Below are 26,259 nucleotides of genomic sequence, written 5' to 3'. Positions count from 1 at the left end.
TTATTTCCCTAGTAATTCTATAATTTTTGCTTTAAGTTCATCGCCTCTTAAATCTTGTGCCACTACATTTCCTGATTGATCAAGAATGAAAGTAGCTGGAATCGATTCTACTTTATATTGCTTTGCAATTGGATCTTCCCAACCTTTAAGATTCGAAACTTGAGTCCAAGTTAGTTTATCTTTTGCAATAGCTTCTTTCCATTTTGCAGGATCTTCATCTAGAGAAACACCAATTATATTAAGACCTTTAGAATGCAATTCAGCATAAATGGCTACTACATTTGGATTTTCTTTTCGACAAGGACCACACCATGAAGCCCAAAAATCAACGATTGTAACTTTTCCTAAACTTTCCTTAAGGCTAATTGTTTTGCCTTGTGGGTTAGGAGCAGAGAAATCAGTCCTTCATTTAGCAGCTGGAGCTTGTGGCATTGCTGTAGCACCAACAGAAGGAGTTTTCAATTCAGCAAGTTTTGTTTTTAGAGCTTTACCTGGCTTAGAATTTTTCAAAGACTCTTCAAGACTATTGTACATAGTTTCAATTTTTTTAGAATCTACAGCTGGATCATTGCTCATTCCTTGGATGATTAATACACTGATAAAAGATTTTGGGTGTGTATTAGCATAATCTACATATTTAGTTTTTGAAGTAGCACCAATTTCAGTTTGAATTTTAGTATACTCTTTCATCAAACCATTAATAGTTGCAGTATCTTTAGTTTGTTGAGCCATTTGCATTTTTTGCATGTTAGCTGTTTGGAAATCCATTAAAGGTTTTTGCACTTTAGTGATTTCTTCGTTGAATTTCACATACTCGTCATTGTTGTAAGTACCTGAAATTTTAGATTTTTGAATTGTATCTTTGTTTACAACGATTGTTATATCTCCGTTTTCTAAGATAAATGGAATTTTACCTTGAGCACCTTCAATTTGTAAAGTGTGGAAAGATGGTTCAACAGCTTTTCCTTTGATTTCAAATTTACCGTTTTCTATTTTAACTGTATCAACAGCAATTAATCCCATACCTTTCTCATCTTGAGTCTCTAGGATTACTGTTTTACCATTTTCAAATCCAGTAGCAGTTCCTGAGATAGTGTATTTGTCTTTGCTACAAGAAGTAAGTAATGCTGTAGCAGTAAGAAATAAAATAATTTTTTTCATTTTTATTAGTTAATTGTTTTTAAGGTTACAAAAGTATTTAAAATTATAAATTAACAATAACTTTAGTCCCTAAATTTATGTTATAATTTTTTAGTTTTTAAAGTTCTTAAAAACCAGTAAATTCAATGTTTATAATTTTATAAAGTTTGAATACATACACTCTGGAAAAGTATTGATTCTGTTTAAATTAAATATTTTTTTATTAATTAAAGCGTTTAGGATTCGCATTGATGAATATGTGATTCGATATGTTCGATTTCATTTAATGTGATCTTGATATCTAAATTTACTGTCCTTAAATCTTTGTGGAGATGTGAACAAACTGGATTTGATTTTAATTTAAAATCTATTTCAGCCTTTATATTTTTTAGCTTTTCATAGGTTTTCAGGGCATTTTTATATTGCCTCTGATACCGATTAATGTAATCATTCATGGTTTTTTGGTTAAGTTAGTTTAATTTGGGTATGCTAATTTATTAAAAAACCTGTTAAAAAAACGTTAATCGAATTCAATTTTAAAATTTATGAGATTTACGTGACTATTTTGAATTAGTATTTATATAAAAAAAGCACTCTTTTGAAGGAGTGCTTTTTTTATATAAATTAAGGAAAAACTATTCTTGGTTTGTTGTTTTTCTCCAAGGATACGCATTAAAGATATGTCTTTTTGCAAATCTTGCAGGAGAGTCAGCGTTAACCATTTTTACGTAAATTGCTTTAGGAACACTGATGTATTCGTAAACGCTTCCATTTGAGAAATTAATAATCAATCTACCTTCTACAAATTTATAATCTGTAACGGTTGATGTAGAAGTTGTCTCAGTATATTCAGGTAAAAGTTGTTTGATTGTCTCAGCGTTGATACTTACCAAGAAGTGGTAAGCTTCAATAATTTTTTTACTGTTTTCTTCAGCAGCTTTTAAACCAGCATCATCACCTTGAAATTTATCAGGATGCGCATCTTTCATCGCGTTACGATAGATGGTTTTCAATTCTTTAAGCTCAACTGTTTTTTCTACATTAAGTAGTTTGCGGTATTCAACTATTTTTTTCATAAATATGGTAACTGCTTGTCTTTTACTATTGAACCAAACTTGTTTTGGCTGAAAATCGACAATTTTTTGCAAAGGTACACTTTTTTTTAACTTTTTAGTTTAGACCAAAAAAAAAATCAAAAAAAGTAATTTTTTGATTTTTTTTAATAATCCGTATAGTCTAAATGTCTATTGCTCAGGCTTCATATTTGCCTTGTCAAAGTTTTTGGACTTTTTTGGGTATTTATTATAACTGATGTCGCTTGGGTTTTCGATGACGCTTTTTATAGTAATCATATCGCCAAGATTGTGTTTTTGAGCCATTTTGAAGTCCAAAAGATAAATACCACAAAAATAATTGTTGTTTTCATCTTGCTCCATTATTCCTGTAAAAACGCCTTTTTGTAACATTCTTTCTTCTGATGCTTTGGTCATATTCTGTTTATTTTAAAATAAATGTTGTGCAAAGTTAGCTAATTAATCGGAGAATGTGGTGGGAAATGGAGTTGAAATGCTTTTTCGTGGAACTGAATATTTGTTATTTAAACCTAAATAGTATTGCGGTCGGGTGAGGGATGGAAGCTAGCTACCGAAGTAGCGCGTACAGCCCGACAGCATAAAGGAAAGGGACCAAATCACCGTTGTATAAATTTGGTCCCTTTTCTTTATGGTGACACCCCATAATGTTTGTTTTGCAATTGATTTGGTACTTACTGCTGTTTGTGGCTACCTTTGTTTTATGGAAAAAATATTTCGACCGAGTCCAAAATCGTTCAAGAATACATTTTGTGTTTTTCGCCAGGTGTTGCCTGATAGGATTGCGGGAATGCCAGTGCAATACGACAGCCAGTCGGGGAGTAAATACTATTATACTAAGGAAGGAATGTATCGATTGTCGAATCATTGGGGGCGTTTGGCCAACAGTAAATGGCGTTTGGAGCAAATGGAACCAGAAACAGAATCCAAATTTAAAATAGGTTTTGCGTCTTGGGATGAATTTTATCCTGACAATGCTGAAGAGGAATTATATTATCTGGATGCCAATTACGAAAAGGGAACGGTTAATTATCAGCATCGAAACAATCCAAATTACGACAAAAAAGCTATATTGAGAACTAGTTTTGCTACTGCTAAAAGGATTAAGCAGATTCGGAATTTATTTGAATTGACATCGTGGGCAAAATATTTTGATTATGATGATATTGATGAATTACGCAAGGAAATTATAGAAGAACTAATTTTTACCAATAAGACTTTGGAAGAAATAAAAAGAGAAATACAATGAGCCGAAACAACGAAAGAAACATAAAGAAACACAACGATAAACTGCACAAAGCCCAAGATAAGGCCAAGAAAGCGGCGATGGATCGCAAAGAAAAACTAAAACAAATCACTAAAAAATTTAACGAAGGGAAATCTTCGGAGGATAATCAAATCTAACAATTATGGATACAGACAAATTTGACGAATTGAAAAACGGAGTCCAAGAAATAATTGACTTTATAGCTAATAAAAACGCAAAAGAGGCTAGCAATAAATTGGTAGATGTTAGCGAAGAATTAGACGAGCTTTTGGATCATTCTGCTGATGATGAAGATCTTATTGAGATCAGTAAGTTTCAAGTCCTGTTGAACCAGTTACAACAAAAGATTACCTTGATTAAGACACAACTTAATTGATTTATGGAGCCTGAAAATTGCTATTGCGGTTCCGATAAACCTTTTGAATCGTGTTGTGGTCTTTACATAAGCGGTGTGCAACATGCGCCAACGGCTTTGGCTTTGATGAAATCGCGATATTCGGCTTACGCAACTCAACAGGTTGATTATTTATTGGCGACAACTCATAGTTCTGAAAGAAAATATTATTCGAAAGAAGAAATTTTGAAATGGGCTACCGCCAATAAATGGCAAAAACTAGAAATTATTTCAGCTACAGAAAACACGGTGGAGTTTAAAGCGTATTTTATTGATGAAAGTAATAATAATCAAGTGCATTATGAGTTTTCTACTTTTAAAAAGGAAAATGGAAGTTGGTTTTATGTGGATGGAAAGTTTAAATAATTCAAGTTTTTAAATTAAAAAATTATGAAAAAATGGCTTCAATTATTGCCAATTGTTTTACTGGTTATAGGTTGTAAAAGCACAGTAACAGCTCCAAGCGAGCCTGTAGAAAAAGAACCAACTTTTGCCTACAAACAGCAAATGGAGAATTTAGAAAAAGGTATTTATTTTAGAGGAAATGGTAACGAACCCGATTGGAGTTTAAAAATTTCTGAGAAAACTATTGAATTTACCTCTTTGATGCCCGGTTTTGAAACATTAACAGGCAATCACGTTGAACCTCTTCAAGCTATGGATGCCAATGTAAAAATGTATCGAGTTGCGTCTGGGGCAGTTTCTATGATTATCCAAATTATGCAGCAGGAATGTGTAAATACAATGTCTGGCGATAAATCGGCTTATTCTGTCCGAATTGAATTTGTTAAAAATAATGAATCAACATTCATTAGCGGTTGCGGAAACTATGTAACCGATTCCCGTTTGCACGATATTTGGGTTTTGGAACAATTGAATGGAGAAAAGGTGACTTTGGCAGATTTCACCAAAGAATTGCCTAATCTGGAAATAAACAGTTCTACCAATAAATTCATGGGATTTGCCGGTTGCAACAGAATGAATGGTGCGATTTTCTTTGAAAGAGGATTACTTCGATTTAAAAATGTGATCACTACTCGAATGATGTGCCAACCAAATAATAAAGAAAATGACTTCCTAAAAGCATTGCAAAGTACTACCAATTATAAAGTCGAGAATATGCGATTAACATTAACTAATCAATCGGGTTCGGAATTGGTTTTTAGAAAAGTAGATTAACTGTTTTAAACTTTTAGTTTAATTTTTAACCATTAAGATATTAAGTTCCATTAAGCATTAAAACTCAATGAAACTTAATATCTTAATGGTTATTTTTTTGGACTTCCTAAATGTTGTCTTTTGTAGTTAAAGGCTTTTAACTTAAAATTATAAATTGTTTTTAGTTGGTTCATTCAAAAATAATCTAAATTTATGATTATGAACACTACTATAAAAAAGGGATTCTATTTCAAAAGCTACGAAGCTCCGTTTCAATCTCCATTTGATAAGCTTTTTGCTATTTTCAAAGAGCTTATTACACACACTTCGGGAGATTTTGATGAAGCTATCAGTTGGTTACGCGAATTAGACAAAGAATACAAACTAACAGAATCGACCTATACCATCGATGATTTTATTGAGGATCTGAAGAAAAAAGGATATATCCGAGAGGAAGTCAAAGATGATGGAACTTCGGGTGTAGGAATTACTGCAAAAACAGAGCGTGCAATTCGCCAACAAGCTTTGGATAACATTTTTGGAAATCTTAAAAAGTCGGGGAGCGGTAACCACAAAACCAAACATGTTGGCAATGGTGATGAACACACCGGGGAATTCAGAGAGTTTCATTTTGGAGATGGCCTAGAACGAATTTCCCTGACAGAAAGCCTGCGAAACGCACAAATCAATAACGGTATGGCCGATTTTATGCTAACCGAAAATGATTTGGTGGTCGAAGAAACCCGATACAAATCCCAAATGAGCACCGTTTTGATGATAGACATCAGTCACAGTATGATTCTGTACGGAGAAGACCGCATAACGCCCGCCAAAAAAGTGGCCATGGCATTGGCCGAATTAATCACTACCCGATATCCAAAAGACACCTTAGATATTCTTGTTTTTGGAGATGATGCGTGGAGGATTTCTATAAGGGATTTACCTTATCTCAAAGTTGGCCCATTTCATACCAATACGGTTGCAGGTTTGCAATTGGCAATGGATTTACTTCGCAGAAAACGAAACACCAACAAACAGATTTTTATGATTACCGATGGCAAACCAAGCTGTGTTAGGGAAAAAGATGGAAGTTATTATATGAACAGCAACGGTCTCGATCATTATATTGTAGAAAAATGTTATACACAAGCACAACAAGCCCGAAAATTACATATTCCGATAACCACTTTTATGATTGCCAACGACCCTTATCTGCAAAAATTTGTAAATAAGTTTACCGAAGCCAATCAGGGAAAAGCGTTCTACACTGGATTAAAAGGTTTGGGCGAAATGATTTTCGAGGATTATGAAACGAATAGAAAGAAACGAATTAAATAGAGTTCAATTATTATTTTGAAGCAGAAAGATTGGGTATTTTTGGAAGCATAGTCCCGCTTTCCGTTACAATCTTATAAGCCGAACCCCGGCTTATAAGGATTTCCATTGCAATCGGGGCTAAAGGGGGAAATATTGCTTTGTTGCCATTATAAAACAAACAGAATTAATTAAACTGAGATTCTAAGAACCTTAGAATCTCAGCAACTTTAAAAAAAATATGATGATAGAAAACATAAACACATTCGGAGAATTAAAGAAATTAGGATACGTAAGTAAGAATATCAAAGATGAATTGCGTCACAATTTGAGAACAAAAATCAAATCGGGAGAGCCAACTTTTGAAGGAGTTCATGGTTTTGAAAACACTGTAATACCAGAGTTGGAGAGAGCAATTTTGTCACGTCACAACATCAATTTATTGGGACTTCGTGGTCAGGCCAAAACGAGATTGGCTCGAAAAATGGTAGAATTATTAGACGAGTACATTCCGTATGTGACTGGTTCCGAAATCAACGATGATCCTTTTCATCCCTTATCAAGATTTGCAAAAGACTTAATTGCCGAAAACGGAGATGCAACTCCAATTTCATGGCTACACAGAAGCGAACGATTTTTCGAAAAACTAGCCACTCCAGATGTAACCGTAGCCGATTTAATTGGTGATGTAGATCCTATAAAAGCGGCCAATTTAAAGTTATCTTATGCCGATGATCGAGTAATACACTTTGGAATGATTCCGCGTGCGAACCGTTGTATTTTTGTGATCAATGAATTACCCGATTTGCAAGCAAGAATTCAAGTAGCGCTATTTAATATACTGCAAGAAGGAGATATACAAATACGAGGATTCAAATTACGAATGCCACTTGATATGCAGTTTGTCTTCACTGCTAACCCTGAAGATTATACCAATAGAGGAAGTATTGTAACGCCACTGAAAGATAGAATTGGTTCACAAATCTTGACGCATTATCCAGAAAGCATCAAAATTGCTAGAACCATTACTGAGCAAGAAGCTAAATTGGATATTGCTCAAAGCGATTTAGTTTATATTCCATCTTTGGCTAAGGATTTATTGGAACAAATTAGCTTTGAAGCGAGAGAAAGTGAATTCATTGACAATAAAAGCGGTGTAAGTGCTCGATTGAGTATTACAGCGTATGAGAATTTGTTGAGTACTGCTGAACGTCGTGCTTTACGATCTGGAATAGATAAAACTACTTTACGTTTATCTGACTTTATGGGAATAATTCCAGCAATTACCGGTAAGGTTGAATTAGTTTACGAAGGAGAGCAGGAGGGAGCTGCTTTTGTTGCACAGCGATTAATAAATGATGCCATTCATACTTTTTTCCCTGCTTTTTTTCCAAAAATCGAAAAACTAGAGAAACAAGGAGAAAAAACACCGTATTCTGATATTTTAGATTGGTTTTTTACTGAAAGCGGTTTTGAATTATTAGATGATTCAACTGATGTGGAATACAAAACTATCTTGGACAATATCGCTCCTTTAGAAAAATTAATAGAAAAATATCAGCCAAAATTACAAAAACAAGATCGTTATTTTATGAAAGAGTTTGTTCTCTGGGGATTGGTAGAGTATAAAAAACTAAGTAAAGACCGAGTTTCCGAGGGTTTTGAGTTCAAGGATATTTTTGGCAGTTATATCAGCAAATTTTAAGAGCGAAATGGATTTAGTGTTACTACATTAAATCCATTTTTTTATTATAATTTCAAAAAAGGCGTTTTCCTATTTTATTTAGTCTACCTTGCTCCGTTGGCTGTATTTTCAGCCTTTCCAAAAAAAATAATGGAAAATTCCTTTGAGGATTTAATTGCGACTTATATTGAAAATAAAGTCGGTATATCGGAACATTTCTTGAGTTCTGAATTAGCTAATAATTTAAAACAAAATTTACTGAATTTAAACAAAAACAGTTTGTTAAAGACTGCTGGAATTGGTAATTCTGAGAAACTTTCTTATGATGGTGCGATTCGAAGCGATTCGATTTACTGGTTGGATAAAAAGAATAATAATGCGTTTGAAATCGAATTTTTTACTCAAATTGAAGCCTTCATTGTGTATTTAAATGAAAGTTGTTATGCCGGAATTACGGGTTATGAATTCCATTATTCTTTGTATGAATCCGGCGATTTCTATTTGAAACATCTAGACCAATTCAAGAATAATCCTAGCCGAAAATACTCTATGATTAGCTATCTTAACAGTGATTGGAAGGAAAGTGATGGTGGCGAACTGATGATTCATCAATTGGATAATAATCAAAAAATTAGTCCAACTCAAGGCAAAACGGTTTTCTTCAAAAGTGACGAATTGGTTCACGAAGTTTTGGTAACACAAAATACCAGAATGAGCATTACAGGTTGGCTTAAAAGTGATTAAGATTTTATTACCTATTACTTTCTATATATAATTTGTCTAAAATTTGTGCAGCTTCATTATCTGAATTAGCCGAAAAACCTGCTACAAACACACCTTTTTTACCCGAATTTGAAATTATTCCGTACACAACTGATTCTTCATCTGGATCCGAATCTCCTTCATAACGATAAACATGTTTAACAGCATAATCGTTCGGATTTGACTTAATAGCATCGTTATGAAGATTAAAATCATGGTCAAAACCTTTTTCTTTTAAATCTTCTAAAGCCTCTAAAACAGTGGTGTAATGATATTTAGTTTTCATGATCGAATAAATTAAAAGTAATTATTAAAGGTAACTGTTTTATTTATAATAGGTTGCAAAGGACTTGTTAAAGTAAAAATAACTGCTCTTGATAAACCTTGATTAATGTTGTAGATTTGCACCGCAGACCGCCTTATCGTCGTCTCGTTTAATCGGGAGGGAGGAAAGTCCGGACACCAAAGAGAAGCATAGCGGGTAACACCCGTCGGTTCCGATTTATTGGGATTAGGACAAGTGCAACAGAAAGTATGTACAGGTAATGCTGTAGTGAAACCAGGTAAACTCTATGCGGTGAAATATCAAGTATATCAGCATTTAAGGGCTTCTCGTCCGTTGCTGAAGGGTAGATAGCTTGAGTTCAGCAGTAATGCTGAATCTAGATAAATGATAAGGTATTGTTAGCAATAACAAGAACAGAATCCGGCTTATAGGTCTGCATTTTTTTACAGTTTTTCATGTTTATTTATTATTTTAGTAAAAAAAATATGAAAAATTTTCCTTTTATATCCACATCACAGTCACTTTTTCTTTTTAGAATTACTTTACCATTGTTTTTTGTAGCCCATGCTGTTACTAGAATTGGAAATGGAACAATAGAACGATTTGCCGGTTTTTTATCCAAAAAAGGCTTCTTTGCTACTACAGCAATGGTTTGGGGAATTACTGTTTATGAAATTATTGGAGGAATAGCCCTTGCCTTGGGTTATTATACAAAGTATTTATCTCTCGGATTTATTTTAATGCTAATAATGGGAAATATAATTATTCATTATCAGAATGGCTGGTGGGTTGGTGAGCATGGTGAAGGAGGAATGGAGTACAGTTGTGCTTTAATTTTAGGGCTGATTGTAATTGCTTCAACAGCAAAAGATAACTCCAAATAGCTTTTTATTCAGCAATCTTAAATTCTAACCCAATATTTCGAACACTTTCAATGCTTATTCTTGAGTCCTCTTTGAAATATTTACGAATTTTACTGATGTAGACATCCATGCTTCTTCCCGAAAAAAAGTCGTCGTTACCCCAAATCGTTTTCAAAATTTGCTCTCTTTTTACCATTTGATTTTTATGAGTATAGAAAAAATGGATAAGAGAAGCTTCCTTTTCAGTGAGTTGCTGTGTTATAGAATTATTTTTTAGACACAAACGTTTGGTATCGAATAAATATGTACCAATTTGTAACTCATCATCTATTTTTGGAAAATGATTTTGTTTGCTTCTTTTCAAAATATTGTTCAGTCGCAAAACAAGTTCATCAGCCTCAAAGGGTTTTACAATATAATCATCCGCACCCAATTTTAGGCCAATGATTTTGTCATCTTTTAGCTTTCTTGCCGTTAGAAAAACAAAAGGAACATCGGGATTGATTTTAATGATTTTTTCTGCAAGAGTAAATCCATCCATTCTTGGCATCATGACATCAAAAACACAAATGTCGAAGTTTTTAGTTTGAAAAATAGCCAATGCTTCTTCACCATTTTCGGCCCAAGTGATCTCAAATTGGTACAATTCTAAGTATTGTTTGAGAACGCCTGCAAAATCAGCATCATCTTCGGCTAAAAGTACTTTTTTCAATGACAAATTATTAGACTTTAAACATGATTGTAAACTCAGACCCCTTACCTAAATCACTTATAACAGCTATTGTACCTTGATGCGCTTTTATGATTTGATTTACATAATAAAGCCCCAAACCTAGTCCTTTTGCATTATGCAGATTGCCTTGCTCGACTCTGTAGAATTTATCAAACAATAAAGGATGTTTGCTTTTTGAAATTCCAATTCCGTCATCTTTGATGCTGATATTGAATTGGTTTTTGATTAATTCTGTTTTGATTGTAATTGTGTTACTACCATATTTTACGGCATTTTCGAGTACATTTAAAATGGCTGTAGTCAAATGAAATTTATCTAAAACCAAAAGGGTTTCTTTAGTATTAAAATGAGTTTCAAGAGTCACTTTTGGAAACGCAACCTTAAAATCGAAAACTATTGCGTTCAAAAATGACTCTGCAATGATTTTCTCTTTTTGCAGTTCAATATCACTTTCACCCAATGAATTAGCCATTACTTGGTCAATTAAACTTTGCAGACGGTTATTTTGACGTGAAATAGTATTTAGAACACTGCTGAATTGCTCGTCATTGTCACGGATATCTTTTCGCTCCAATATTTTTGTGGAGATTCCCAAAGTAGTCAAAGGAGTTTTGAGTTCGTGAGTGATATTATTGATAAAATCAGTTTTGACGTCACTTACTTTCTTTTGCTTAATTAACGCTTTTATGGCAATTACGAACAGCGTTATTAGCGTAAGAATGGATAACAGAGATAATAGCAAAATCATTTTCATTCGTTCGAAAATGATCATTTCCCAATCGATTACAGAAACATACATAGAGTCTTCGGTAAGCAATTTATACTCTTTTAATGTTTCAGGACCATTGGTGGTGCTAACATAATTTCTAACTAAAAAAGCATTATTTAAAGACTTTAAGTTACCATATATTTTACTTTGTATAAGGGGCTTTTTGGAAAAAATAGTGTCTGCTTTTTTATGACTATTATAAATGACAAACTTGTTAAGAACAATAGCAAAATCAATTGAAATATCTGGAAATTCACGTTTGAATTTTAGTTGCAGTTTTCGAGTTAATTCACTTCCAGATTCATGATCCAGTAATGTGCTTTCAATTTCGAATTTTGGCTTTTTGGTCAAAACATAATTTTGTGCCAATTGCTTATAAAGCATTTCCTTTTTATTGACATAAGCCGAATCAATATCACTGTAATCATTTGTAATTAGAGCAATTTTATCTTTGATTTCTGTGTGAAATTGGGCTACTTTATAATCGTAAGTAGTTTTTACCAAATAACATTGTACAACTGATAAAACGATCAGAGCAACAACTGAAAAGGCGATTAATAAATTGATTCTTTGCTTCATTTGGTAAAAATTGAATTCAAAAATAATTCTTTTATTATTCAAATTAGTCATTAACTCCGCATTAACCTTCGATTAACTTAGGAAGCGAGGATTTAGAAGCATTTTTGTAATGTTTTAAATCGCAAAACTTACTATTAAATGAATACCAATTTAAGAATTCAGAATACATTAATTATAATTTGTCTTATCGTTTCAGGATTTGGTTACGGACAAAATACGACTGAAAACGACAGTATTTCCAACAAATTAACTGAAGTAATCGTCACCAAAGAAAAGAAAATGTTCACCAATAAAAATGGAAATATCAAAGTTGATGTGGCCAATTCAATTCTTAATTCAACCCCAAATACATTAGATTTATTATCCAAATTACCCAATATTACGATTAGTGCCGACAAAGAAAGTATTACGGTCATTGGAAAAGGAAATCCTTTGATATACATAGACAATCAAAAAGTTGGAATGAATGATTTGAATGCTTTGTCTGTTGACGACATAAAAACCATTGAAATCATCAATAATCCATCCTCGAAATATGAAGCAGAAGGAAGGGCTGTTATTTTGATTACAAGGAAATTTAGCAAAAAAGAAGGTTCACAAACAACTGCGTCCGAAGTGGCTTCATTCAAGAAAGAATTCAATAATTACCTTGGAATAAATTCAAGTTTTAAGAAAAACAAATTCGAGTGGAAGGCTAATTTTAATTACAATAAATTAAGTCCTTGGGAAAGCCATAAGATCGATTATCAAATTCCCGACGAAGACATAATCTCGAATTATAACGTTGCTACCGCAAATAACAAAAGAAAACAATTCATTTTTGGCGGAGGTCTTTTTTATAAAATTAATGAGGATGATTATTTTTCAATTAGTCTAAATAGTAAATTACAGAGCGAACCTTTTGATATAAATGCAACTACTTATAACAAAAATGGAGATGTCGAAAATGATGTTATAACACATAGTGACAATAAGAGCCAGAAGAATTTTATAAACTCTTTTGTAAATTATTCCAAGAAAATAAAACCAATCGACACACAATTATTTGCTGGTTTACAGTATTCAAATTTTGATCAAGATTTAAGTTCATTGGCTCAAAATAATTTTAATGACACACAATTTGAATGGGCACTAAACAGCAATCAAAAATTTAATGTTAGCGTTTTTTCTGGAAGGATTGATCTTGAAAAGAAATTTAAAAATGAAATGAAATTGGAAGTTGGAGGTCTGTATTTATCTGCTGACGCAAAAACTGATTTTGAAATTTTTAATTTTGAAACAAACAATACAGTCAGTTCAATGTATAATTTCGATGAGAAAAACAGCGCAGGTTATGCTCAATTGTCAGGAAGTATAAAAAAGATTGGCTATTCTGTAGGTTTCAGAGTTGAAAACACAGATATTCTCGGGAAATTCAAAAATGATCAAGAGCCATTAATCGACAAAAATTACACCGATTTCTTTCCGAAAGCACAGGTTGATATTCCTATTGACAGTACAAAATCGATAACCTTAAATTATTCAAAAAGCATTTCGAGACCAAATTATTCCTCCACAAGTCAAGGATCTACCTATATAAATCCTTACTATTTATATTCTCGAAATATCAATTTAGATCCAACAATTAACAATCAGATTTCGTCTAGTTTTCAATACAAGGACAAATCCGTAAAACTAAGTTATTATAAAAATACAGATCCCGTTTATAGCAGTTTTGTATATGATGATGAAAACAATATATTGATATTTAAAGAAACTAATTTTGACAAAGAATCAGGATTTAATTTAGAATTTACTCTGCCTTTTACTTATAAAATTTGGACATCAACCAATAGTTTAAGTTTTATATTAAATAAAATAGAAGATGATTCAGCTCAGTTTATGACATCAAAACCATATTTATATTATTATTCCAGCAATGAATTCAAACTCCCAAAAGGGTATGTCATTTCTCTGTCAGCTTGGGGCTCTACCGAACAAAAAGAAGGTGTGTTTGAAAGAAAAGCAATATCTATTATAATGGGTTTAGGGGTTTTAAAAACATTTTTCACCAATTGGAACTGTACCTTAAGTTATAATGATATTTTGAGCAATACGATTTACGAAGAAAAATTTACCATAAATGATATCAGTTCAAAAGCAAGATTTTTGGTAGATGCACATGAATTTTCAATAGCGCTTAAATACTCATTTGGTAAAATAAAATCAGCTGAGTTTAAGGAGAAAAATATCGATGATAATTCTAATAGGATTAAATAATGGTTTTAATAGTTATACTTTTTATTTTAATAAAACTCAGTCATTTTTTCAATTAATCTAATTGTTTTAAGACAAATAACTATTGGTTTAACCCATGATCTCATTGTTTAAACACTATGTCTTGTTGCTTGAGCAAGGGATGTCATTGTTTGAACACGAGACGCCATTGTTTTAAGTTGGGAGTGTGTTTGTTTAAAATTTATGATAAGTAGTAATAAAACAGCAGTGTTTGATAACTAAAAGAAAAGCCCCTGCATTGCAAGGGCTCTAGTTATATAAATACTTTGGTTGATTAACCTTCGTCTTCTTCAGTTTCTTTTCGGTTTGATTCATCGTCAATTTCTTCCTCTTCACTTGAATCCAATTCGAAGAAACTAAAAATTGAACCTCCATAACTTTTTTGGAAGGAAAAATTAATCATGTGATCTAATTTGGTGTATTTGGAATGCTCGATAACCATCATGCCTTCTTCATTGAGCAGTCCTTTTTCGAAAACCAATAAAACAATTTTTTCGAATATTTTTTGATCTAATCCATAAGGTGGATCGGCAAAAATAATATCATAGCTCGTTTTGTTTTTTTCCAAAAAAGAGAAAACATCACTTTTGGTCGCCGCAATATTAAAATCATATTCGGCTGCCACTTGCTTGATGAATTTTACGCAGCCAAAATCCCCATCAACTGAGGTAATTGGTGTACTTCCGCGTGAAGCAAACTCATAGCTGATATTGCCTGTTCCAGCAAATAAATCCAAAACTTTTAAACTGTCAAAGCTGAAATGATTGTTCAAAACATTGAATAATGCTTCTTTGGACATGTCGGTTGTCGGTCGAACGGGGAGTCCTTTTGGCGGAGAAATGCGTCTTCCTTTGTATTTTCCTGATATGATTCTCACGAGTTAAAAAGTATAAAATGTTGCTGATTTTGTGCGGTTGAAAAAGAATTGCTTTTTTGCAAATCAGTTACATTAAAGAATGAAATGTTTCTAATGTATTTGAAAGCGATTTTATAAAAATCGTCATCTTCAGAAATAGCACCTAATAATTCCAATTGGAAACTTTCGGGATTCATATTTAATTGTTCGGCTGTGAAAAGCAAATAATAAATAAAATCCTCTGGTGTTTTATATTCGAATGAATTGAATAAAAGTAATTTTTGATTCTGAATTACAATGATTTCAAAATGTCCTGGATTAAAATGAACGATCATCTTTTTGTTATCATTGTTTTTGGATGCATCCAAAAGCTTTGAAACCAAGATACTGTTGGCGTGCTTGTAATCGAAAGAACCAAATTGATCTATAAAAAAGTTATTGATATTCACATAAGGAATGTAAACCGCGTTCATCTGATAATTGGTTATTTCATCAAATGCAAAAAAGTCGGTTTCAAAAACTTTGGTATTGTATTGCAAATAGCTACCTAAGAAATTTTCGTCGAATAGGGCAGTGGGAACAAAAGTTGAAAGATTGTTGTTATGAATCACCTGAATTTCATCATATTGGTCATTCAATTCCGGATAATTTTTAAAAGCATCCGAAAACAATTCCTCAATTTTGGTCGATTTATGAAAAGTATCAAAATGAATTTCATTTATTGATACAATCGTATTATGAAGTGTATCAAAACAACAAAAAGAAAGCCCAGTCAGTGAAACCTGAATAGATAGTTTTTTGTATTTTTTATCGGTTATATTGGTGTTCATAGATTTTTTTTGCAACAATGCAAACTTACGAATTTAAAAGCAATAGGCAATAGGCTATAAGCAGTAGGCTTTACTACTGAACTATTGCTTAAAGCCTAAAGCATAAATAAAATTGATTTTTGATATTGCCATTGAAATAACCGTTCTTTGTAAACTAAATAAACCACATGAATTCCTCCTCGTTTTATAGTCATTTACAGAAAAAATTCCCTTTTCAGCCTACTTATAATCAGGATATATTTTTTCAAAAAATTGCTATTTTTTTAACCGACACTCAAAATGAGACCATTTTTGTACTGAAAGGATATGCAGGAACAGGAAAAACGACGGTTATTTCGACTATCGTAAATAGTTTATTGGAGATTAATAAGAAGTATGTTTTGCTGGCTCCAACTGGTCGCGCGGCCAAGGTAATTGCCAATTATTCGAATAAACCGGCTTTTACCATTCATAAAAAAATCTACTTTCCGAAGAAGAATTCCGGTGGCGGTGTTTCGTTTACTTTACAGCAAAACAAACATAAAAATACTGTTTTCATAGTCGATGAAGCTTCGATGATTTCGGATACTAATTCGGATTCCAAATTATATGAAAATGGATCTTTGCTCGATGATTTGATTTCGTATGTGTATTCGGGAACCAATTGTAAAATGATTTTGTTGGGAGATACAGCGCAATTACCACCTGTAAATTTAGATATAAGTCCGGCTTTGGATATTCATACACTTAGTATAAATTACAATAAAGAGGTCGAATATATTGAGCTTGATGAAGTAATGCGTCAGGAGGAAAACTCAGGAATTTTGCATAACGCAACCGAATTGAGGGAATTGTTGAAAGATACTTTTATAACCGAATTCAAATTCAATGTTCGGAAATTCAAAGACATTGTTCGTTTGGTTGACGGGTACGATATTCAGGATGCGATTAATTCCGCTTACAGTAATTTTAGCATCGAAGACACCGCTTTTATTGTTCGTTCCAATAAAAGGGCAAATCAATATAATGAGCAAATTCGAACCAAAATCCTTGATAAGGAAAGTGAATTATCAACGGGAGATTTCCTGATGGTGGTGAAGAATAATTATTTTTGGCTAAAGGATTCAGATGAAGCCGGATTTATTGCCAATGGTGATATTATTGAAATTTTGGAAATGTTTGGAATAAAGGAATTATACGGCTTTAAATTTGCGAAAGTAAAAATCCGAATGATTGATTATCCCGATCAGAAACCCTTTGAAACCGTGCTTTTGATGGATACTATAAAAAGTGAATCGCCATCTTTGACATTTGAGGAATCGAATAGATTGTATCAGGAAGTGATGTTGGATTATGAAAGTGAAACTACGAAATATAAAAAGTTTCAAAAAGTAAAGGAAAACGAATATTTCAATGCACTTCAGGTTAAATTCTCGTATGCCATTACTTGTCATAAATCTCAGGGAGGTCAATGGAACACAGTGTTTATTGAGCAGCCGTATTTACCAAATGGTATCGACAGAGACTACATCAGATGGCTCTACACTGCCATGACGAGAGCCAAAAATAAGCTATATTTGATAGGCTTTAAGGATGAGAGCTTTGTGGACTAACTTCCTGAAAGAACGTTTTCACGATGTTGCAAACCCCATTCTAACATTTTATCCAAAACGTCACCCAAAGATTTTGCCGAATCCGTTAATTCATATTCCACTGAAATAGGAATAGTATCATAAACGGTACGTTTAACCATTCCGTTCATTTCTAAATCTTTCAATTCTTTAGATAACATTCTAGGTGTAATTTTGGGAATGTTGCGTTGTATTTCTGTGAAGCGTCTTTTTTCGAACAATAAAGAACCAATAATTGGCAATTTCCATTTACCATTGATTACGTTTAAAGTATCGTTTAGTGCCAATACAAACTGAATAGGGCAGGCTTTGGCTTCTTTAAAACTCATTTTAATTTCCATTAATTCTCTGATTTTGTTATTACTATACTAAAGTATACCGCTATACTTTAGTATATCACTATACTTTAGGTAGCAAATGTAACTATCTTTGTTTTACTAATAACATTAATCAAAAAAAAATGAGTGCAAAAATTTTAGTTACAGGCGCAACAGGTAATTTTGGAAAAACAACAATCGATTTTTTATTAGAAAAAGGAATTGCTGCATCAAATATTTCAGCTTTGGTTAGGGATGAAACAAAAGCAGAAGAGCTTAAAACGAAAGGAATTACGATAAAAGTTGGAGATTATAATAATTATGATTCTTTAGTGACAGCGTTTCATGGGACAGATAAGCTATTGTTGGTTTCGGGAACTGATTTAGAAAATCGTGGTAAGCAACAATTGGATGTAGTTAAAGCCGCTAAAGAAGCAGGTGTTAAGCATATTTTATATACTAGTTTTGAACGTAAAAATGAATCTGAAACTTCACCGATCGCTTTTTTGGCAAAATCACATATAGATACCGATAATGCCATCAAATCGAGCGGAATGACTTATAGTATTTTCAAGAATAATTTATACTTAGAGGTTTTACCGATGTTTTTTGGTGAAAAAATTCTTGAAACAGGAATCTTTTTCCCGGCAGGAGATACTGGCGCAGCGTATGTTTCACGAAATGATTTGGCAGAAGCGGTTGCTAATGTGTTGATTTCTGAGAATAATGAAAGCAAAGAATATGCGATGAATAATATTGAAAATTATTCGATGAAAGAAAGTGCGGATCTTTTAAGTAAAATAACAAATACTACGGTGAGCTATACAAGTCCAACTCCTGAAACTTATTCTGAGGTTTTAAGCAATGCGGGTGTTCCAGGTGAATACGTTGGAATGTTTGTTGGTTTTGCGGCAGCTATTCAACAAGGTGAATTTCTAACTGCATTAACTGATTTAGAAAATTTATTAGGCAGAAAACCTATTTCATTGGAAGATTTCTTGAAGCAAGTGTATACAAAATAATAGCAAAAAAATTAAGATTAGAAAAACGGACAATTTTATTTGTTCGTTTTCCTTTTTAATTGAATAACTGAGAGGAAAATATTTTTTACATTTAAGAATTATTTAGACAATTATATTATGAACACGCTAAACGACTTACATAAAATATCAGGCTCATTTTCGAATACAGAAAAGATGCCTGTTCTATTTTTGGGTCACGGAAGCCCAATGAATGCGATTGAAGAAAATCAGTTTGTTGCCAACTTTAGAAATTTAGCTAAAACGCTGCCAAAGCCCAATGCTATTTTATGTATTTCGGCGCATTGGTTTACCAACGGAACTAAAGTTACCGCCATGGAAATGCCAAGAACAATTCATGATTTTGGAGGCTTTCCACAAGAACTATTTGATGTACAATATCCTGCTGAAGGAAGTCCAGAACTAGCCACATTGACCCAAGAATTATTATTACCAAACAGTGTAGAACTAGACCATCATTGGGGTTTGGATCATGGAGCCTGGAGTGTAATTAAACATTTATATCCTGATGCCGATATCCCTGTGATTCAAATGAGTATCGATTATACAAAATCGGGACAATACCATTTTGATTTGGCACAAAAACTAAGTGCCTTGCGTAGCAAAGGAATACTGATTGTAGGAAGTGGAAACATTATCCATAATTTAAGATTGGTCGATTTTAGGAATATCAATACGGATAATTATGGTTATGATTGGGCAGTAGAAGCCAGAGCCGATATAAACGATTATTTACTCGACGGCAATTTCCAACCGCTTATTGATTTTGAAAAACAGAGCAAAGCTTTTCAACTTTCGATTCCAACTCCAGACCATTATTTGCCTCTGATTTATACTTTGGGATTAAAGGAAAAATCAGAAGATTTGAGTTTGTTTAATGATAAATTGGTAGGCGGGTCTTTGAGTATGACATCAGTAAAGATTTCGAATTAGTTTTAAATTATAAAAACATATATTTGAAATTAAATTTAAAATAGAAGAATAAATAAAAATGAAAATAATAGCAGTCATTCCCGCACGTTATGCATCCACAAGGTTTCCAGCAAAACTGATGCAGGATTTGGGAGGTAAAACGGTAATTTTAAGAACCTATGAAGCAGCCATAAACACTCAATTATTTGATGATGTTTTTGTGGTAACTGATTCTGATTTGATTTATGACGAAATTGTTTCCAATGGTGGGAAAGCCATTCGAAGCATCAAAGAACACGAATCGGGGAGTGATCGTATTGCTGAAGCTGTCGAAAATCTTGATGTAGATATTGTTATCAATGTGCAAGGTGATGAGCCTTTTATAGACAAAGATCCTTTGGCAAAAGTCATCGAAGTTTTCAGAAATGATGCTTCTAAGCAAGTTGATTTGGCTTCTTTGATGAGAGAGATAAAGAACGAGGAAGAAATCAACAATCCTAATAATGTTAAGGTAGTAGTGGATCAAAATGGATTTGCATTGTACTTTTCCCGTTCGGTGATTCCTTATCCAAGAGAGATAAATGTAGGTGTTCGATATATGCAGCATATCGGAATTTATGCTTTTAGAAAACAAGCCCTTTTGGATTTTTATAGTTTACCAATGAAATCATTGGAAGCTTCCGAAAAATTGGAACAATTACGCTACCTTGAATTTGGCAAACGTATCAAAATGGTAGAAACCACACACGTTGGAATCGGAATCGACACAGCGGAAGATTTAGAAAAAGCTCGGAGAATGATAGGATAAAAAAAAATCCCGATTCAAAGATTATATTTAAAACCTTTGAATCGGGAATTTTATTTTTTTGGAAACTAATTAATAGTGTAGTCCAAATCCAAAAGCATACAAAGGATTTTTCGAATCATAAGGAACATCCTCCTTTTGATTTTTGACAGCTTCCATTGATGAAGGCAATTCAAAAGGCAGTTTTCCTTCTGGCTTTGCAACGCCAAAAATAACATCCAAAAGCGCTGAATCACTTGCTCCATAATTAGCAAAAACAGCTTTGGAAGCACTATTTACCTCAGGAAATACAGCAGGACGATCCAAATAAATGTCAACAATTGTTGGTACTGTTTTGCAAAGAGTTAAAACATCTTCTAAATCCTTTCCTTTAAAATCTAAGTCACCATGATGGAATCCTTTGGCAAACGGATTATCCGTGTCAAGAGGAATCCAAGGCGTATTCAAACGGATAATTGCAATATCGGCTTGCTCAGGTAAAGCAACGATAATACCGTATTTAGAAGCAATTTTGGTATCTACATTTTTTACATAAATCTTTAATTTATTTGAAACAGATAAAGGAAGTTTTAAATCGTTTTTCAATAATGTCATTGAGCGACGTTGAGTATCTTCTCCTAATTTTTTAAAATCTGCACGACCGACAATCTTGGTTGCATTTTCAACATCAACATACGGGTTGTCAAATAGGCCTAAAATGAATTTTTGACGCAATAATCTACGAACCGATTGATCAATTCTTGATTCTTTAATTTTTCCTTCTTTAACTAACTGAACAATATATTGAGGGCAGTTCTCTCCACCAAATTGATCACAACCAGAGTCAATTATCTTTTTTACTCTTTCAATTTCGCTAAGATTTTCAACTCCCCAAGCTCTTGCAGGCCATATTACTGGGCCCATACGTGTATCTGTTACTAAGCCCCAATCTGTACAAACCACACCATCAAATTTGTATTTGTCACGAAGTAATTTAGTTATAATGTCTTTATTGTAAGAGAACCCAACATTTTCAGAAGTTTGATCAGTTGGGACTCCATAATACGGCATAATCGCTGCAGTATTTGCTTTGAATGCTGCTTCAAAAGGAATTAAGTGATAATCGAAGTTTTTTCCTGGATACACCTGACCTTTTTGATATTGAAAATGGGGATCCAAACCTTCTTTTTGTGGACCACCACCTGAAAAATGTTTTGTCATACAAGCAACACTCGTATTTCCCAATTGTTTCCCCTGAAAACCTAAAATGTAAGCTTGAATCATTCGGGCAGATAAATTAGCATCCTCCCCAAAAGTTCCGCTTACACGAGGCCAACGAGGTTCTGTAGCTAAATCGGCCATGGGATGCAAAGCTTCTCGGATTCCAACGGCAAGATATTCTTGACGGGCAATATCTCCAAATTTCTGAGTCAATACTGGATCGTTAATTGCAGCAAAACCTAATTGCTCTGGCCATTGAGAAAATCCATTGGCTTCCATAGCAAATACATTATTACTAAAATAATGACGCGGATCTGATGCAATGGTTACAGGAATACCAAGTCTTGATTCTTCAGCAACTTTTTGAATGGCATTATATCCCATCGCCAATTCTTTTACACCAGGAGCTTGCCAATAATTAAAATGATTCATTTTTTTATTTACAATCAAATCCCTTGGAGAAGGTAATCCAGCCGCCATTCCAGTAGCATTTTCCTTTTTATCAATACTTCCGTCAGTATTGATAAGCGTTCCATTGATGAACATCAAACCTGCTTTTTCATCAATATTCATTAGAGAAATGAGATTGTCAATTCTCTTTTCAATGGGAAGATTTATATTTTCATAGGGATCCATTTTTCCGTTTTTATTTAGATCTCGATATTTAGGAGGATCAATAAACGACAATGAAACTAAAGAGGTTACAAATAGTGTTGAGATACACAGTGGTTTAAATTTACTTCTCATTTGAATAATGAATTAAAATTATTTATAATGTGTTATTTTGACACAATGTACAAACAATTATTTAATTTCAAATAATAAATAAAACTAAAACTTTGAATAATAGAAAATTATAAGAATATAATTGTGAATAATCAATACAAGGATATATTATTTATGTAGTAATTACGAATTCAATTTTTCTATAATAATTAACTCATTATGTACTTCAACCCTAGGAATAGATTGAATTCTGAAATTTTCTTCATTGAACTCCTTGATGAAATTTTGATTTCTAAAATTATCACCAGCAGTCAAACACATAGTATTAAAAAGTACAACTCCTTTGCTTTTGAGTAAAAAACAAATTCTATTAATAAAGAACTTTTCAAACAAGAAATTAGGCATCGTAGTATCTTGAAAGATATCTATAATAATCAAATCGTAACGATCTTTTGTTTTTAGTACAAATTCAAAAGCATCATCAATTATAATATTTAAATTTTTTATCTCATTTAGTTTAAAATACTCATTCGCAATTTTAATAATGTCTGGATCAATATCAACACCTGTAATTTGGCCTTCAAAATGAATTTCATCTACCAATGTTTTAATAACACTTCCGCCCGCAACTCCAAGTACTAGCGCATTATCCATTTTCGCAATTTTCTCAAATCCGAAATGTTTCAACCCTTTTCTCAATATGCGTTGTAAGCTACCATAAGAATAATTGGTATTTTCAGAATCGATCACTAATTCACCATTTGCCCATGTAACTTCAATGGTTTTACTCAAAGTTGATTTAGTTTTATATATTTTGATTGGAATAATATAACTTAATAATTTACGCAGCATTAATTTAGGTTTTTATCAAAAATAAGATAATAATTATTTAATTTGTACAAAATTAATCATAAATGAAGAGACTAATCTATAAATGGATTTTTGAGAATCTAATGGGCTGGAAAATAGAAGGTAGCTTCGATGAAGAGATAAAAAAAAGCGTTTTGATGGTTATGCCTCATACAAGTTGGCATGATTTTTATGTAGCTATTATTTGCAGAGGCGCTATTGGTGTAGATATTAATTGGGTTGGAAAGAAAGAATTATTCCGATTTCCCTTTGGATATTTTTTTAAATCATTAGGAGGCGCTCCATTAGATAGAACGGGAGGCTTAAACAAAGTTGAGTCTATAGTAAGTATATTTAATTCTAAAGAAATATTTCGATTGGGTTTGTCTCCTGAAGGAACACGTAAAAAAGTAGAACAACTCAAAACAGGTTTTTATTATATTGCCTTAAAGGCAAATGTGCCAATCATTCCAGTATCAATAAATTTTGAAAAGAAAATTGTTGATTTTGGAAAACCATTTTATCCAACAAATGATATAGATTCTGATTTATTATGCTTGAATAAACATTTTGTAGATGCGAAAGGCAAAATACCAGAAAATGGATATAAAGTATCTTAAAATGAAACTCGCTGAGAATCGCATAAAATATTTTTTCTGAATCTTTGTAAAGAATATTCAATTCTCGCGAATTGTAATTTATTTACAGTTTTAGCTTTTTATATATTACCTCTGCTATTTAATTCCTGAAATAGATAAAGTTCAATTTTAAATTTAAAAAGAAACCCAATCGATTCTAAAATTCTCTCAAATTTTTAAAATCAATTGGGTGAATATATTTTGAAAGTACCATTTTTATAAAAGAAGATAATTTTTTCTACTTCATCAGTATTTTCATTTTCTATCGAAGTTTTAATTTCTCTTGTTTTTGAATGATCGATATTTGGTTTATCAGGTATTGATATTTGAGAAAATAAATCAATTGGAGTAGGAGTAGTGTCTATATTTGAAACAGTAGAATTAGAATTTAAATTTTCACTTACTTCAGAATTTTTTGGAAAAACACCTTTTCCATTTAATATCCAATACAAATCTACATCGGGAAAAACTTCAATAATTTTTAGAATAAAATCCAAACTTGGCTTGTTTCTTCCAGAGAGTAGGTGAGACATACTGGAACGCTGCACGCCAATTTTATCTGCAAACGAAGAAGCATTAAGACTATAATAATCGAGTATAATCTCCAATCTTTTTATGAAATCATCCGTGTTTACCATTGTAAATTATGTTTCAAATTAGCATATTTACAAATGTAATCAAAAGGAGTATTGCAACCTAATTTACAATGTTAAAACATAAATTCGTTATTCTTTAATCTAATGTTTTTATATAGGTTAATTAATATAAAACATTGATTTAATATTGTTTATATAAATAATCTAAAATTCATATTGAATAGAAATATTGATTACACTTGTCTACAATTGACTTTTAAAATATAGTTTACAATTTTAATTTTTTATAAAAAACAACTGTTTACAAATGTAAAAATAAAGATGTTTACTTTTGTAAATCAAATATTGTAACATGAATTTAGAAGGAATATTTAATCAAAATAAAGAAAATACAATTCAAGGGCGCTATATTACATTAGAGAATATTGAGCCAATATTAAACAGAGAATCCTTGAAGAAGGATGTGAAAATTATTGGAGAATCTGTTTTAGGAAAACCTATTTATAGTTACCAAAAAGGAACTGGTAAATTGAAAATTTATCTTTGGTCACAAATGCACGGCAACGAAAGCACTACGACTAAAGCATTATTTGATTTTATAAACTTGTTGAATAACGGATCAGATTTGGCTAATCAACTTTTGAGTGCTTTTACTTTTTATTGTATTCCAATGCTAAATCCAGATGGAGCTAAATTATACACTAGAGCTAACGCGAATGACATTGATTTAAATAGAGATTCCCAAAACCTCACACAGCCTGAAAGTAAAATACTAAGAGCAGTTTTTGAAGAGTTTAAGCCTGATTATTGTTTTAATCTGCATGACCAACGTACCATTTTTGGTGTTGCAGACACTGGAAAACCAGCAACTGTATCCTTTTTAGCACCTTCCTATAATGAAGAAAGAGAAGTTAATGAGTCTAGATTGAAAGCCATTAACTTGATTGCTGGTATTAATGAAGTTTTGCAAAATTTTATTCCAGGTCAAATAGGTCGATTTGATGATTCTTTCAATATTAATTGCATTGGAGATACATTTCAATACTTAGGTGTACCTACTTTATTATTTGAAGCTGGGCATTTCGCAGGTGATTACGAGAGAGAAGTCACACGAAAATACATATTTATTGCTCTACTTTCGAGTTTTACTATTCTCAGCGAAAACGATATAGTTAGCAATATAAATGATAAATATTTGAACATTCCTCAGAATAAAGTCGTTTTTTTTGATTTTATGTATAAAAATGTCAAAATAAATTATGATGGTATCGAAATAATCACGAATTTTGTTGCTCAATATAAAGAAGAGTTAATTGACAATGAATTAAATTTTAATGCTTACATAGTTGAAGTAGGTGATTTAAAAGGTTATTATGGTCATTATGAGTACGATGCAAAAGAAGCATTATATAAAGATGATTTTACTAATTTCCCAAAACAAAATCAAAAAGCCAATTTTAATTTAAATGAAAAAGTGTTTTTTGTTAACGGAACAATAATAAAATAATATTTTATCCGTTTATTTAATTTTTATTTATAAATTTAACTTTTTAAGCATCAAAT

The 26,259-nt window shown here is 32.2% G+C and carries 28 protein-coding genes, 1 other RNA gene and 1 pseudogene; 17 read left to right on the top strand and 13 right to left on the bottom strand.

Annotated features, from left to right (window positions below; all coding sequences use genetic code 11):
* The 4 genes and pseudogenes from J2W95_RS05185 to J2W95_RS05170 all read right to left on the bottom strand — a co-directional run.
* Window positions 1-387 (bottom strand): annotated as a pseudogene (locus J2W95_RS05185) (TlpA family protein disulfide reductase); the annotation flags it as partial.
* Window positions 388-405: 18 nt separating this feature from the next.
* A complete protein-coding gene (locus tag J2W95_RS05180) occupies window positions 406-1,161 on the bottom strand; it encodes a DUF4369 domain-containing protein (protein WP_310004640.1) in 756 nt (251 codons plus the stop codon).
* Between the two features lie 614 nt (window positions 1,162-1,775).
* Complete coding sequence (locus tag J2W95_RS05175) at window positions 1,776-2,216, bottom strand: KTSC domain-containing protein (RefSeq protein WP_310005385.1); 441 nt, start codon at window positions 2,214-2,216, stop codon at window positions 1,776-1,778.
* A gap of 168 nt (window positions 2,217-2,384) precedes the next feature.
* Entirely contained in the window at window positions 2,385-2,630 is a 246-nt protein-coding gene (locus J2W95_RS05170) for a hypothetical protein (protein WP_310004638.1), read from the bottom strand.
* Between the two features lie 304 nt (window positions 2,631-2,934).
* Here J2W95_RS05170 and J2W95_RS05165 point away from each other — a divergent pair, with 304 nt between their 5' ends.
* The 8 genes from J2W95_RS05165 (at window position 2,935) to J2W95_RS05130 (ending at window position 8,792) form a co-directional block, all read left to right on the top strand.
* Window positions 2,935-3,480, top strand: coding sequence for a hypothetical protein (locus J2W95_RS05165; protein ID WP_310004636.1), 546 nt, complete (start codon window positions 2,935-2,937; stop codon window positions 3,478-3,480).
* The gene (locus J2W95_RS05160; RefSeq protein ID WP_310004634.1) at window positions 3,477-3,635 is read left to right on the top strand and encodes a hypothetical protein; all 159 of its coding nucleotides are present in this window, start codon (window positions 3,477-3,479) and stop codon (window positions 3,633-3,635) included. Before J2W95_RS05165 ends, J2W95_RS05160 begins: the two co-directional genes overlap by 4 nt.
* 5 nt (window positions 3,636-3,640) lie before the next feature.
* Entirely contained in the window at window positions 3,641-3,874 is a 234-nt protein-coding gene (locus tag J2W95_RS05155; protein WP_310004633.1) for a hypothetical protein, read from the top strand.
* A gap of 3 nt (window positions 3,875-3,877) precedes the next feature.
* Window positions 3,878-4,258 carry a YchJ family protein gene (locus J2W95_RS05150; RefSeq protein ID WP_310004632.1) on the top strand — a complete coding sequence of 127 codons (381 nt, stop codon included), beginning with the start codon at window positions 3,878-3,880 and terminating at the stop codon, window positions 4,256-4,258.
* 24 nt (window positions 4,259-4,282) lie between these two features.
* Complete coding sequence (locus J2W95_RS05145) at window positions 4,283-5,071, top strand: META domain-containing protein (protein WP_310004631.1); 789 nt, start codon at window positions 4,283-4,285, stop codon at window positions 5,069-5,071.
* A gap of 198 nt (window positions 5,072-5,269) precedes the next feature.
* A complete protein-coding gene (locus tag J2W95_RS05140; protein ID WP_310004630.1) occupies window positions 5,270-6,388 on the top strand; it encodes a vWA domain-containing protein in 1,119 nt (372 codons plus the stop codon).
* Window positions 6,389-6,605: 217 nt separating this feature from the next.
* Complete coding sequence (locus J2W95_RS05135; protein ID WP_310004629.1) at window positions 6,606-8,069, top strand: magnesium chelatase; 1,464 nt, start codon at window positions 6,606-6,608, stop codon at window positions 8,067-8,069.
* 129 nt (window positions 8,070-8,198) lie between these two features.
* Window positions 8,199-8,792, top strand: a complete 594-nt coding sequence (locus tag J2W95_RS05130; protein ID WP_310004628.1) for a 2OG-Fe(II) oxygenase — start codon at window positions 8,199-8,201, stop codon at window positions 8,790-8,792.
* A 7-nt stretch (window positions 8,793-8,799) separates the two neighbouring features.
* Here the strand turns inward: J2W95_RS05130 and J2W95_RS05125 are convergent, their stop codons facing one another.
* Window positions 8,800-9,096, bottom strand: a complete 297-nt coding sequence (locus J2W95_RS05125) for a hypothetical protein (protein ID WP_310004627.1) — start codon at window positions 9,094-9,096, stop codon at window positions 8,800-8,802.
* 120 nt (window positions 9,097-9,216) lie between these two features.
* Here J2W95_RS05125 and rnpB point away from each other — a divergent pair.
* An RNA gene (gene rnpB / locus J2W95_RS05120) (RNase P RNA component class A) lies at window positions 9,217-9,540 on the top strand.
* 41 nt (window positions 9,541-9,581) lie between these two features.
* The gene (locus J2W95_RS05115) at window positions 9,582-9,980 is read left to right on the top strand and encodes a DoxX family protein (RefSeq protein WP_310004623.1); all 399 of its coding nucleotides are present in this window, start codon (window positions 9,582-9,584) and stop codon (window positions 9,978-9,980) included.
* Between the two features lie 4 nt (window positions 9,981-9,984).
* On the opposite strand, the gene J2W95_RS05110 is transcribed toward J2W95_RS05115, so the two are convergent.
* Both J2W95_RS05110 and J2W95_RS05105 read right to left on the bottom strand, forming a co-directional pair.
* Window positions 9,985-10,671: a response regulator transcription factor gene (locus J2W95_RS05110; RefSeq protein WP_310004606.1), complete on the bottom strand. Its 687-nt coding sequence runs from the start codon at window positions 10,669-10,671 to the stop codon at window positions 9,985-9,987.
* Window positions 10,672-10,681: 10 nt separating this feature from the next.
* Window positions 10,682-12,040 carry a sensor histidine kinase gene (locus tag J2W95_RS05105; protein ID WP_310004605.1) on the bottom strand — a complete coding sequence of 453 codons (1,359 nt, stop codon included), beginning with the start codon at window positions 12,038-12,040 and terminating at the stop codon, window positions 10,682-10,684.
* 138 nt (window positions 12,041-12,178) lie between these two features.
* Between J2W95_RS05105 and J2W95_RS05100 the strand changes: the two genes are divergently transcribed.
* Window positions 12,179-14,299 carry an outer membrane beta-barrel family protein gene (locus J2W95_RS05100; RefSeq protein ID WP_310004604.1) on the top strand — a complete coding sequence of 707 codons (2,121 nt, stop codon included), beginning with the start codon at window positions 12,179-12,181 and terminating at the stop codon, window positions 14,297-14,299.
* 292 nt (window positions 14,300-14,591) lie between these two features.
* Here J2W95_RS05100 and J2W95_RS05095 read toward each other — a convergent pair whose 3' ends face one another.
* Window positions 14,592-15,194: an RsmD family RNA methyltransferase gene (locus J2W95_RS05095; protein WP_310004601.1), complete on the bottom strand. Its 603-nt coding sequence runs from the start codon at window positions 15,192-15,194 to the stop codon at window positions 14,592-14,594.
* Window positions 15,191-16,003, bottom strand: a complete 813-nt coding sequence (locus J2W95_RS05090; RefSeq protein ID WP_310004599.1) for a DUF3822 family protein — start codon at window positions 16,001-16,003, stop codon at window positions 15,191-15,193. The genes J2W95_RS05095 and J2W95_RS05090 overlap by 4 nt, the downstream gene beginning before the upstream one ends.
* Before the next feature lie 167 nt (window positions 16,004-16,170).
* On the opposite strand from J2W95_RS05090, the gene J2W95_RS05085 reads away from it, so the two are divergent.
* A complete protein-coding gene (locus tag J2W95_RS05085; protein WP_310004597.1) occupies window positions 16,171-17,595 on the top strand; it encodes an ATP-dependent DNA helicase in 1,425 nt (474 codons plus the stop codon).
* Here J2W95_RS05085 and J2W95_RS05080 read toward each other — a convergent pair.
* Window positions 17,592-17,954 carry a winged helix-turn-helix transcriptional regulator gene (locus J2W95_RS05080; RefSeq protein WP_077370300.1) on the bottom strand — a complete coding sequence of 121 codons (363 nt, stop codon included), beginning with the start codon at window positions 17,952-17,954 and terminating at the stop codon, window positions 17,592-17,594. The genes J2W95_RS05085 and J2W95_RS05080 overlap by 4 nt on opposite strands.
* A gap of 119 nt (window positions 17,955-18,073) precedes the next feature.
* On the opposite strand from J2W95_RS05080, the gene J2W95_RS05075 reads away from it, so the two are divergent.
* From J2W95_RS05075 to kdsB, 3 genes are all read left to right on the top strand, one after another.
* Entirely contained in the window at window positions 18,074-18,952 is an 879-nt protein-coding gene (locus J2W95_RS05075) for an SDR family oxidoreductase (protein WP_310004594.1), read from the top strand.
* 117 nt (window positions 18,953-19,069) lie between these two features.
* Window positions 19,070-19,903: a 4,5-DOPA-extradiol-dioxygenase gene (gene ygiD / locus J2W95_RS05070; protein WP_310004592.1), complete on the top strand. Its 834-nt coding sequence runs from the start codon at window positions 19,070-19,072 to the stop codon at window positions 19,901-19,903.
* Between the two features lie 58 nt (window positions 19,904-19,961).
* Entirely contained in the window at window positions 19,962-20,690 is a 729-nt protein-coding gene (gene kdsB, locus J2W95_RS05065; RefSeq protein WP_310004590.1) for a 3-deoxy-manno-octulosonate cytidylyltransferase, read from the top strand.
* Window positions 20,691-20,759: 69 nt separating this feature from the next.
* Here kdsB and J2W95_RS05060 read toward each other — a convergent pair whose 3' ends face one another.
* Window positions 20,760-22,634: a glycoside hydrolase family 3 protein gene (locus tag J2W95_RS05060; protein WP_310004588.1), complete on the bottom strand. Its 1,875-nt coding sequence runs from the start codon at window positions 22,632-22,634 to the stop codon at window positions 20,760-20,762.
* Between the two features lie 162 nt (window positions 22,635-22,796).
* Window positions 22,797-23,465, bottom strand: a complete 669-nt coding sequence (locus tag J2W95_RS05055) for a spermidine synthase (protein WP_310004586.1) — start codon at window positions 23,463-23,465, stop codon at window positions 22,797-22,799.
* Window positions 23,466-23,527: 62 nt separating this feature from the next.
* Between J2W95_RS05055 and J2W95_RS05050 the strand changes: the two genes are divergently transcribed.
* Window positions 23,528-24,082, top strand: a complete 555-nt coding sequence (locus tag J2W95_RS05050; RefSeq protein ID WP_310004584.1) for a 1-acyl-sn-glycerol-3-phosphate acyltransferase — start codon at window positions 23,528-23,530, stop codon at window positions 24,080-24,082.
* Between the two features lie 200 nt (window positions 24,083-24,282).
* On the opposite strand, the gene J2W95_RS05045 is transcribed toward J2W95_RS05050, so the two are convergent.
* Window positions 24,283-24,738, bottom strand: a complete 456-nt coding sequence (locus J2W95_RS05045; protein WP_310004582.1) for a helix-turn-helix transcriptional regulator — start codon at window positions 24,736-24,738, stop codon at window positions 24,283-24,285.
* Window positions 24,739-25,048: 310 nt separating this feature from the next.
* Between J2W95_RS05045 and J2W95_RS05040 the strand changes: the two genes are divergently transcribed.
* Window positions 25,049-26,203, top strand: a complete 1,155-nt coding sequence (locus tag J2W95_RS05040; protein WP_310004579.1) for a M14 family metallopeptidase — start codon at window positions 25,049-25,051, stop codon at window positions 26,201-26,203.
* Window positions 26,204-26,259: the final 56 nt, after the last annotated feature.

The sequence above is a fragment of the Flavobacterium granuli genome (assembly GCF_031456055.1).
Lineage (GTDB): Bacteria > Bacteroidota > Bacteroidia > Flavobacteriales > Flavobacteriaceae > Flavobacterium > Flavobacterium granuli_A.
Note: the sequence above shows the minus strand (reverse complement) of the source record. Positions and strands in the feature narration are given on the sequence as shown.

Bases quoted from the DNA above. Each gene is read 5' to 3' on its own strand.
- J2W95_RS05180 (WP_310004640.1), bottom strand. From the start codon at position 1,161: ATGAAAAAAATTATTTTATTTCTTACTGCTACAGCATTACTTACTTCT.
- J2W95_RS05175 (WP_310005385.1), bottom strand. From the start codon at position 2,216: ATGAAAAAAATAGTTGAATACCGCAAACTACTTAATGTAGAAAAAACA.
- J2W95_RS05170 (WP_310004638.1), bottom strand. From the start codon at position 2,630: ATGACCAAAGCATCAGAAGAAAGAATGTTACAAAAAGGCGTTTTTACA.
- J2W95_RS05165 (WP_310004636.1), top strand. From the start codon at position 2,935: ATGGAAAAAATATTTCGACCGAGTCCAAAATCGTTCAAGAATACATTT.
- J2W95_RS05160 (WP_310004634.1), top strand. From the start codon at position 3,477: ATGAGCCGAAACAACGAAAGAAACATAAAGAAACACAACGATAAACTG.
- J2W95_RS05155 (WP_310004633.1), top strand. From the start codon at position 3,641: ATGGATACAGACAAATTTGACGAATTGAAAAACGGAGTCCAAGAAATA.
- J2W95_RS05150 (WP_310004632.1), top strand. From the start codon at position 3,878: ATGGAGCCTGAAAATTGCTATTGCGGTTCCGATAAACCTTTTGAATCG.
- J2W95_RS05145 (WP_310004631.1), top strand. From the start codon at position 4,283: ATGAAAAAATGGCTTCAATTATTGCCAATTGTTTTACTGGTTATAGGT.
- J2W95_RS05140 (WP_310004630.1), top strand. From the start codon at position 5,270: ATGAACACTACTATAAAAAAGGGATTCTATTTCAAAAGCTACGAAGCT.
- J2W95_RS05135 (WP_310004629.1), top strand. From the start codon at position 6,606: ATGATGATAGAAAACATAAACACATTCGGAGAATTAAAGAAATTAGGA.
- J2W95_RS05130 (WP_310004628.1), top strand. From the start codon at position 8,199: ATGGAAAATTCCTTTGAGGATTTAATTGCGACTTATATTGAAAATAAA.
- J2W95_RS05125 (WP_310004627.1), bottom strand. From the start codon at position 9,096: ATGAAAACTAAATATCATTACACCACTGTTTTAGAGGCTTTAGAAGAT.
- J2W95_RS05115 (WP_310004623.1), top strand. From the start codon at position 9,582: ATGAAAAATTTTCCTTTTATATCCACATCACAGTCACTTTTTCTTTTT.
- J2W95_RS05105 (WP_310004605.1), bottom strand. From the start codon at position 12,040: ATGAAGCAAAGAATCAATTTATTAATCGCCTTTTCAGTTGTTGCTCTG.
- J2W95_RS05100 (WP_310004604.1), top strand. From the start codon at position 12,179: ATGAATACCAATTTAAGAATTCAGAATACATTAATTATAATTTGTCTT.
- J2W95_RS05090 (WP_310004599.1), bottom strand. From the start codon at position 16,003: ATGAACACCAATATAACCGATAAAAAATACAAAAAACTATCTATTCAG.
- J2W95_RS05085 (WP_310004597.1), top strand. From the start codon at position 16,171: ATGAATTCCTCCTCGTTTTATAGTCATTTACAGAAAAAATTCCCTTTT.
- J2W95_RS05080 (WP_077370300.1), bottom strand. From the start codon at position 17,954: ATGGAAATTAAAATGAGTTTTAAAGAAGCCAAAGCCTGCCCTATTCAG.
- J2W95_RS05075 (WP_310004594.1), top strand. From the start codon at position 18,074: ATGAGTGCAAAAATTTTAGTTACAGGCGCAACAGGTAATTTTGGAAAA.
- ygiD (WP_310004592.1), top strand. From the start codon at position 19,070: ATGAACACGCTAAACGACTTACATAAAATATCAGGCTCATTTTCGAAT.
- kdsB (WP_310004590.1), top strand. From the start codon at position 19,962: ATGAAAATAATAGCAGTCATTCCCGCACGTTATGCATCCACAAGGTTT.
- J2W95_RS05060 (WP_310004588.1), bottom strand. From the start codon at position 22,634: ATGAGAAGTAAATTTAAACCACTGTGTATCTCAACACTATTTGTAACC.
- J2W95_RS05055 (WP_310004586.1), bottom strand. From the start codon at position 23,465: ATGCTGCGTAAATTATTAAGTTATATTATTCCAATCAAAATATATAAA.
- J2W95_RS05050 (WP_310004584.1), top strand. From the start codon at position 23,528: ATGAAGAGACTAATCTATAAATGGATTTTTGAGAATCTAATGGGCTGG.
- J2W95_RS05045 (WP_310004582.1), bottom strand. From the start codon at position 24,738: ATGGTAAACACGGATGATTTCATAAAAAGATTGGAGATTATACTCGAT.
- J2W95_RS05040 (WP_310004579.1), top strand. From the start codon at position 25,049: ATGAATTTAGAAGGAATATTTAATCAAAATAAAGAAAATACAATTCAA.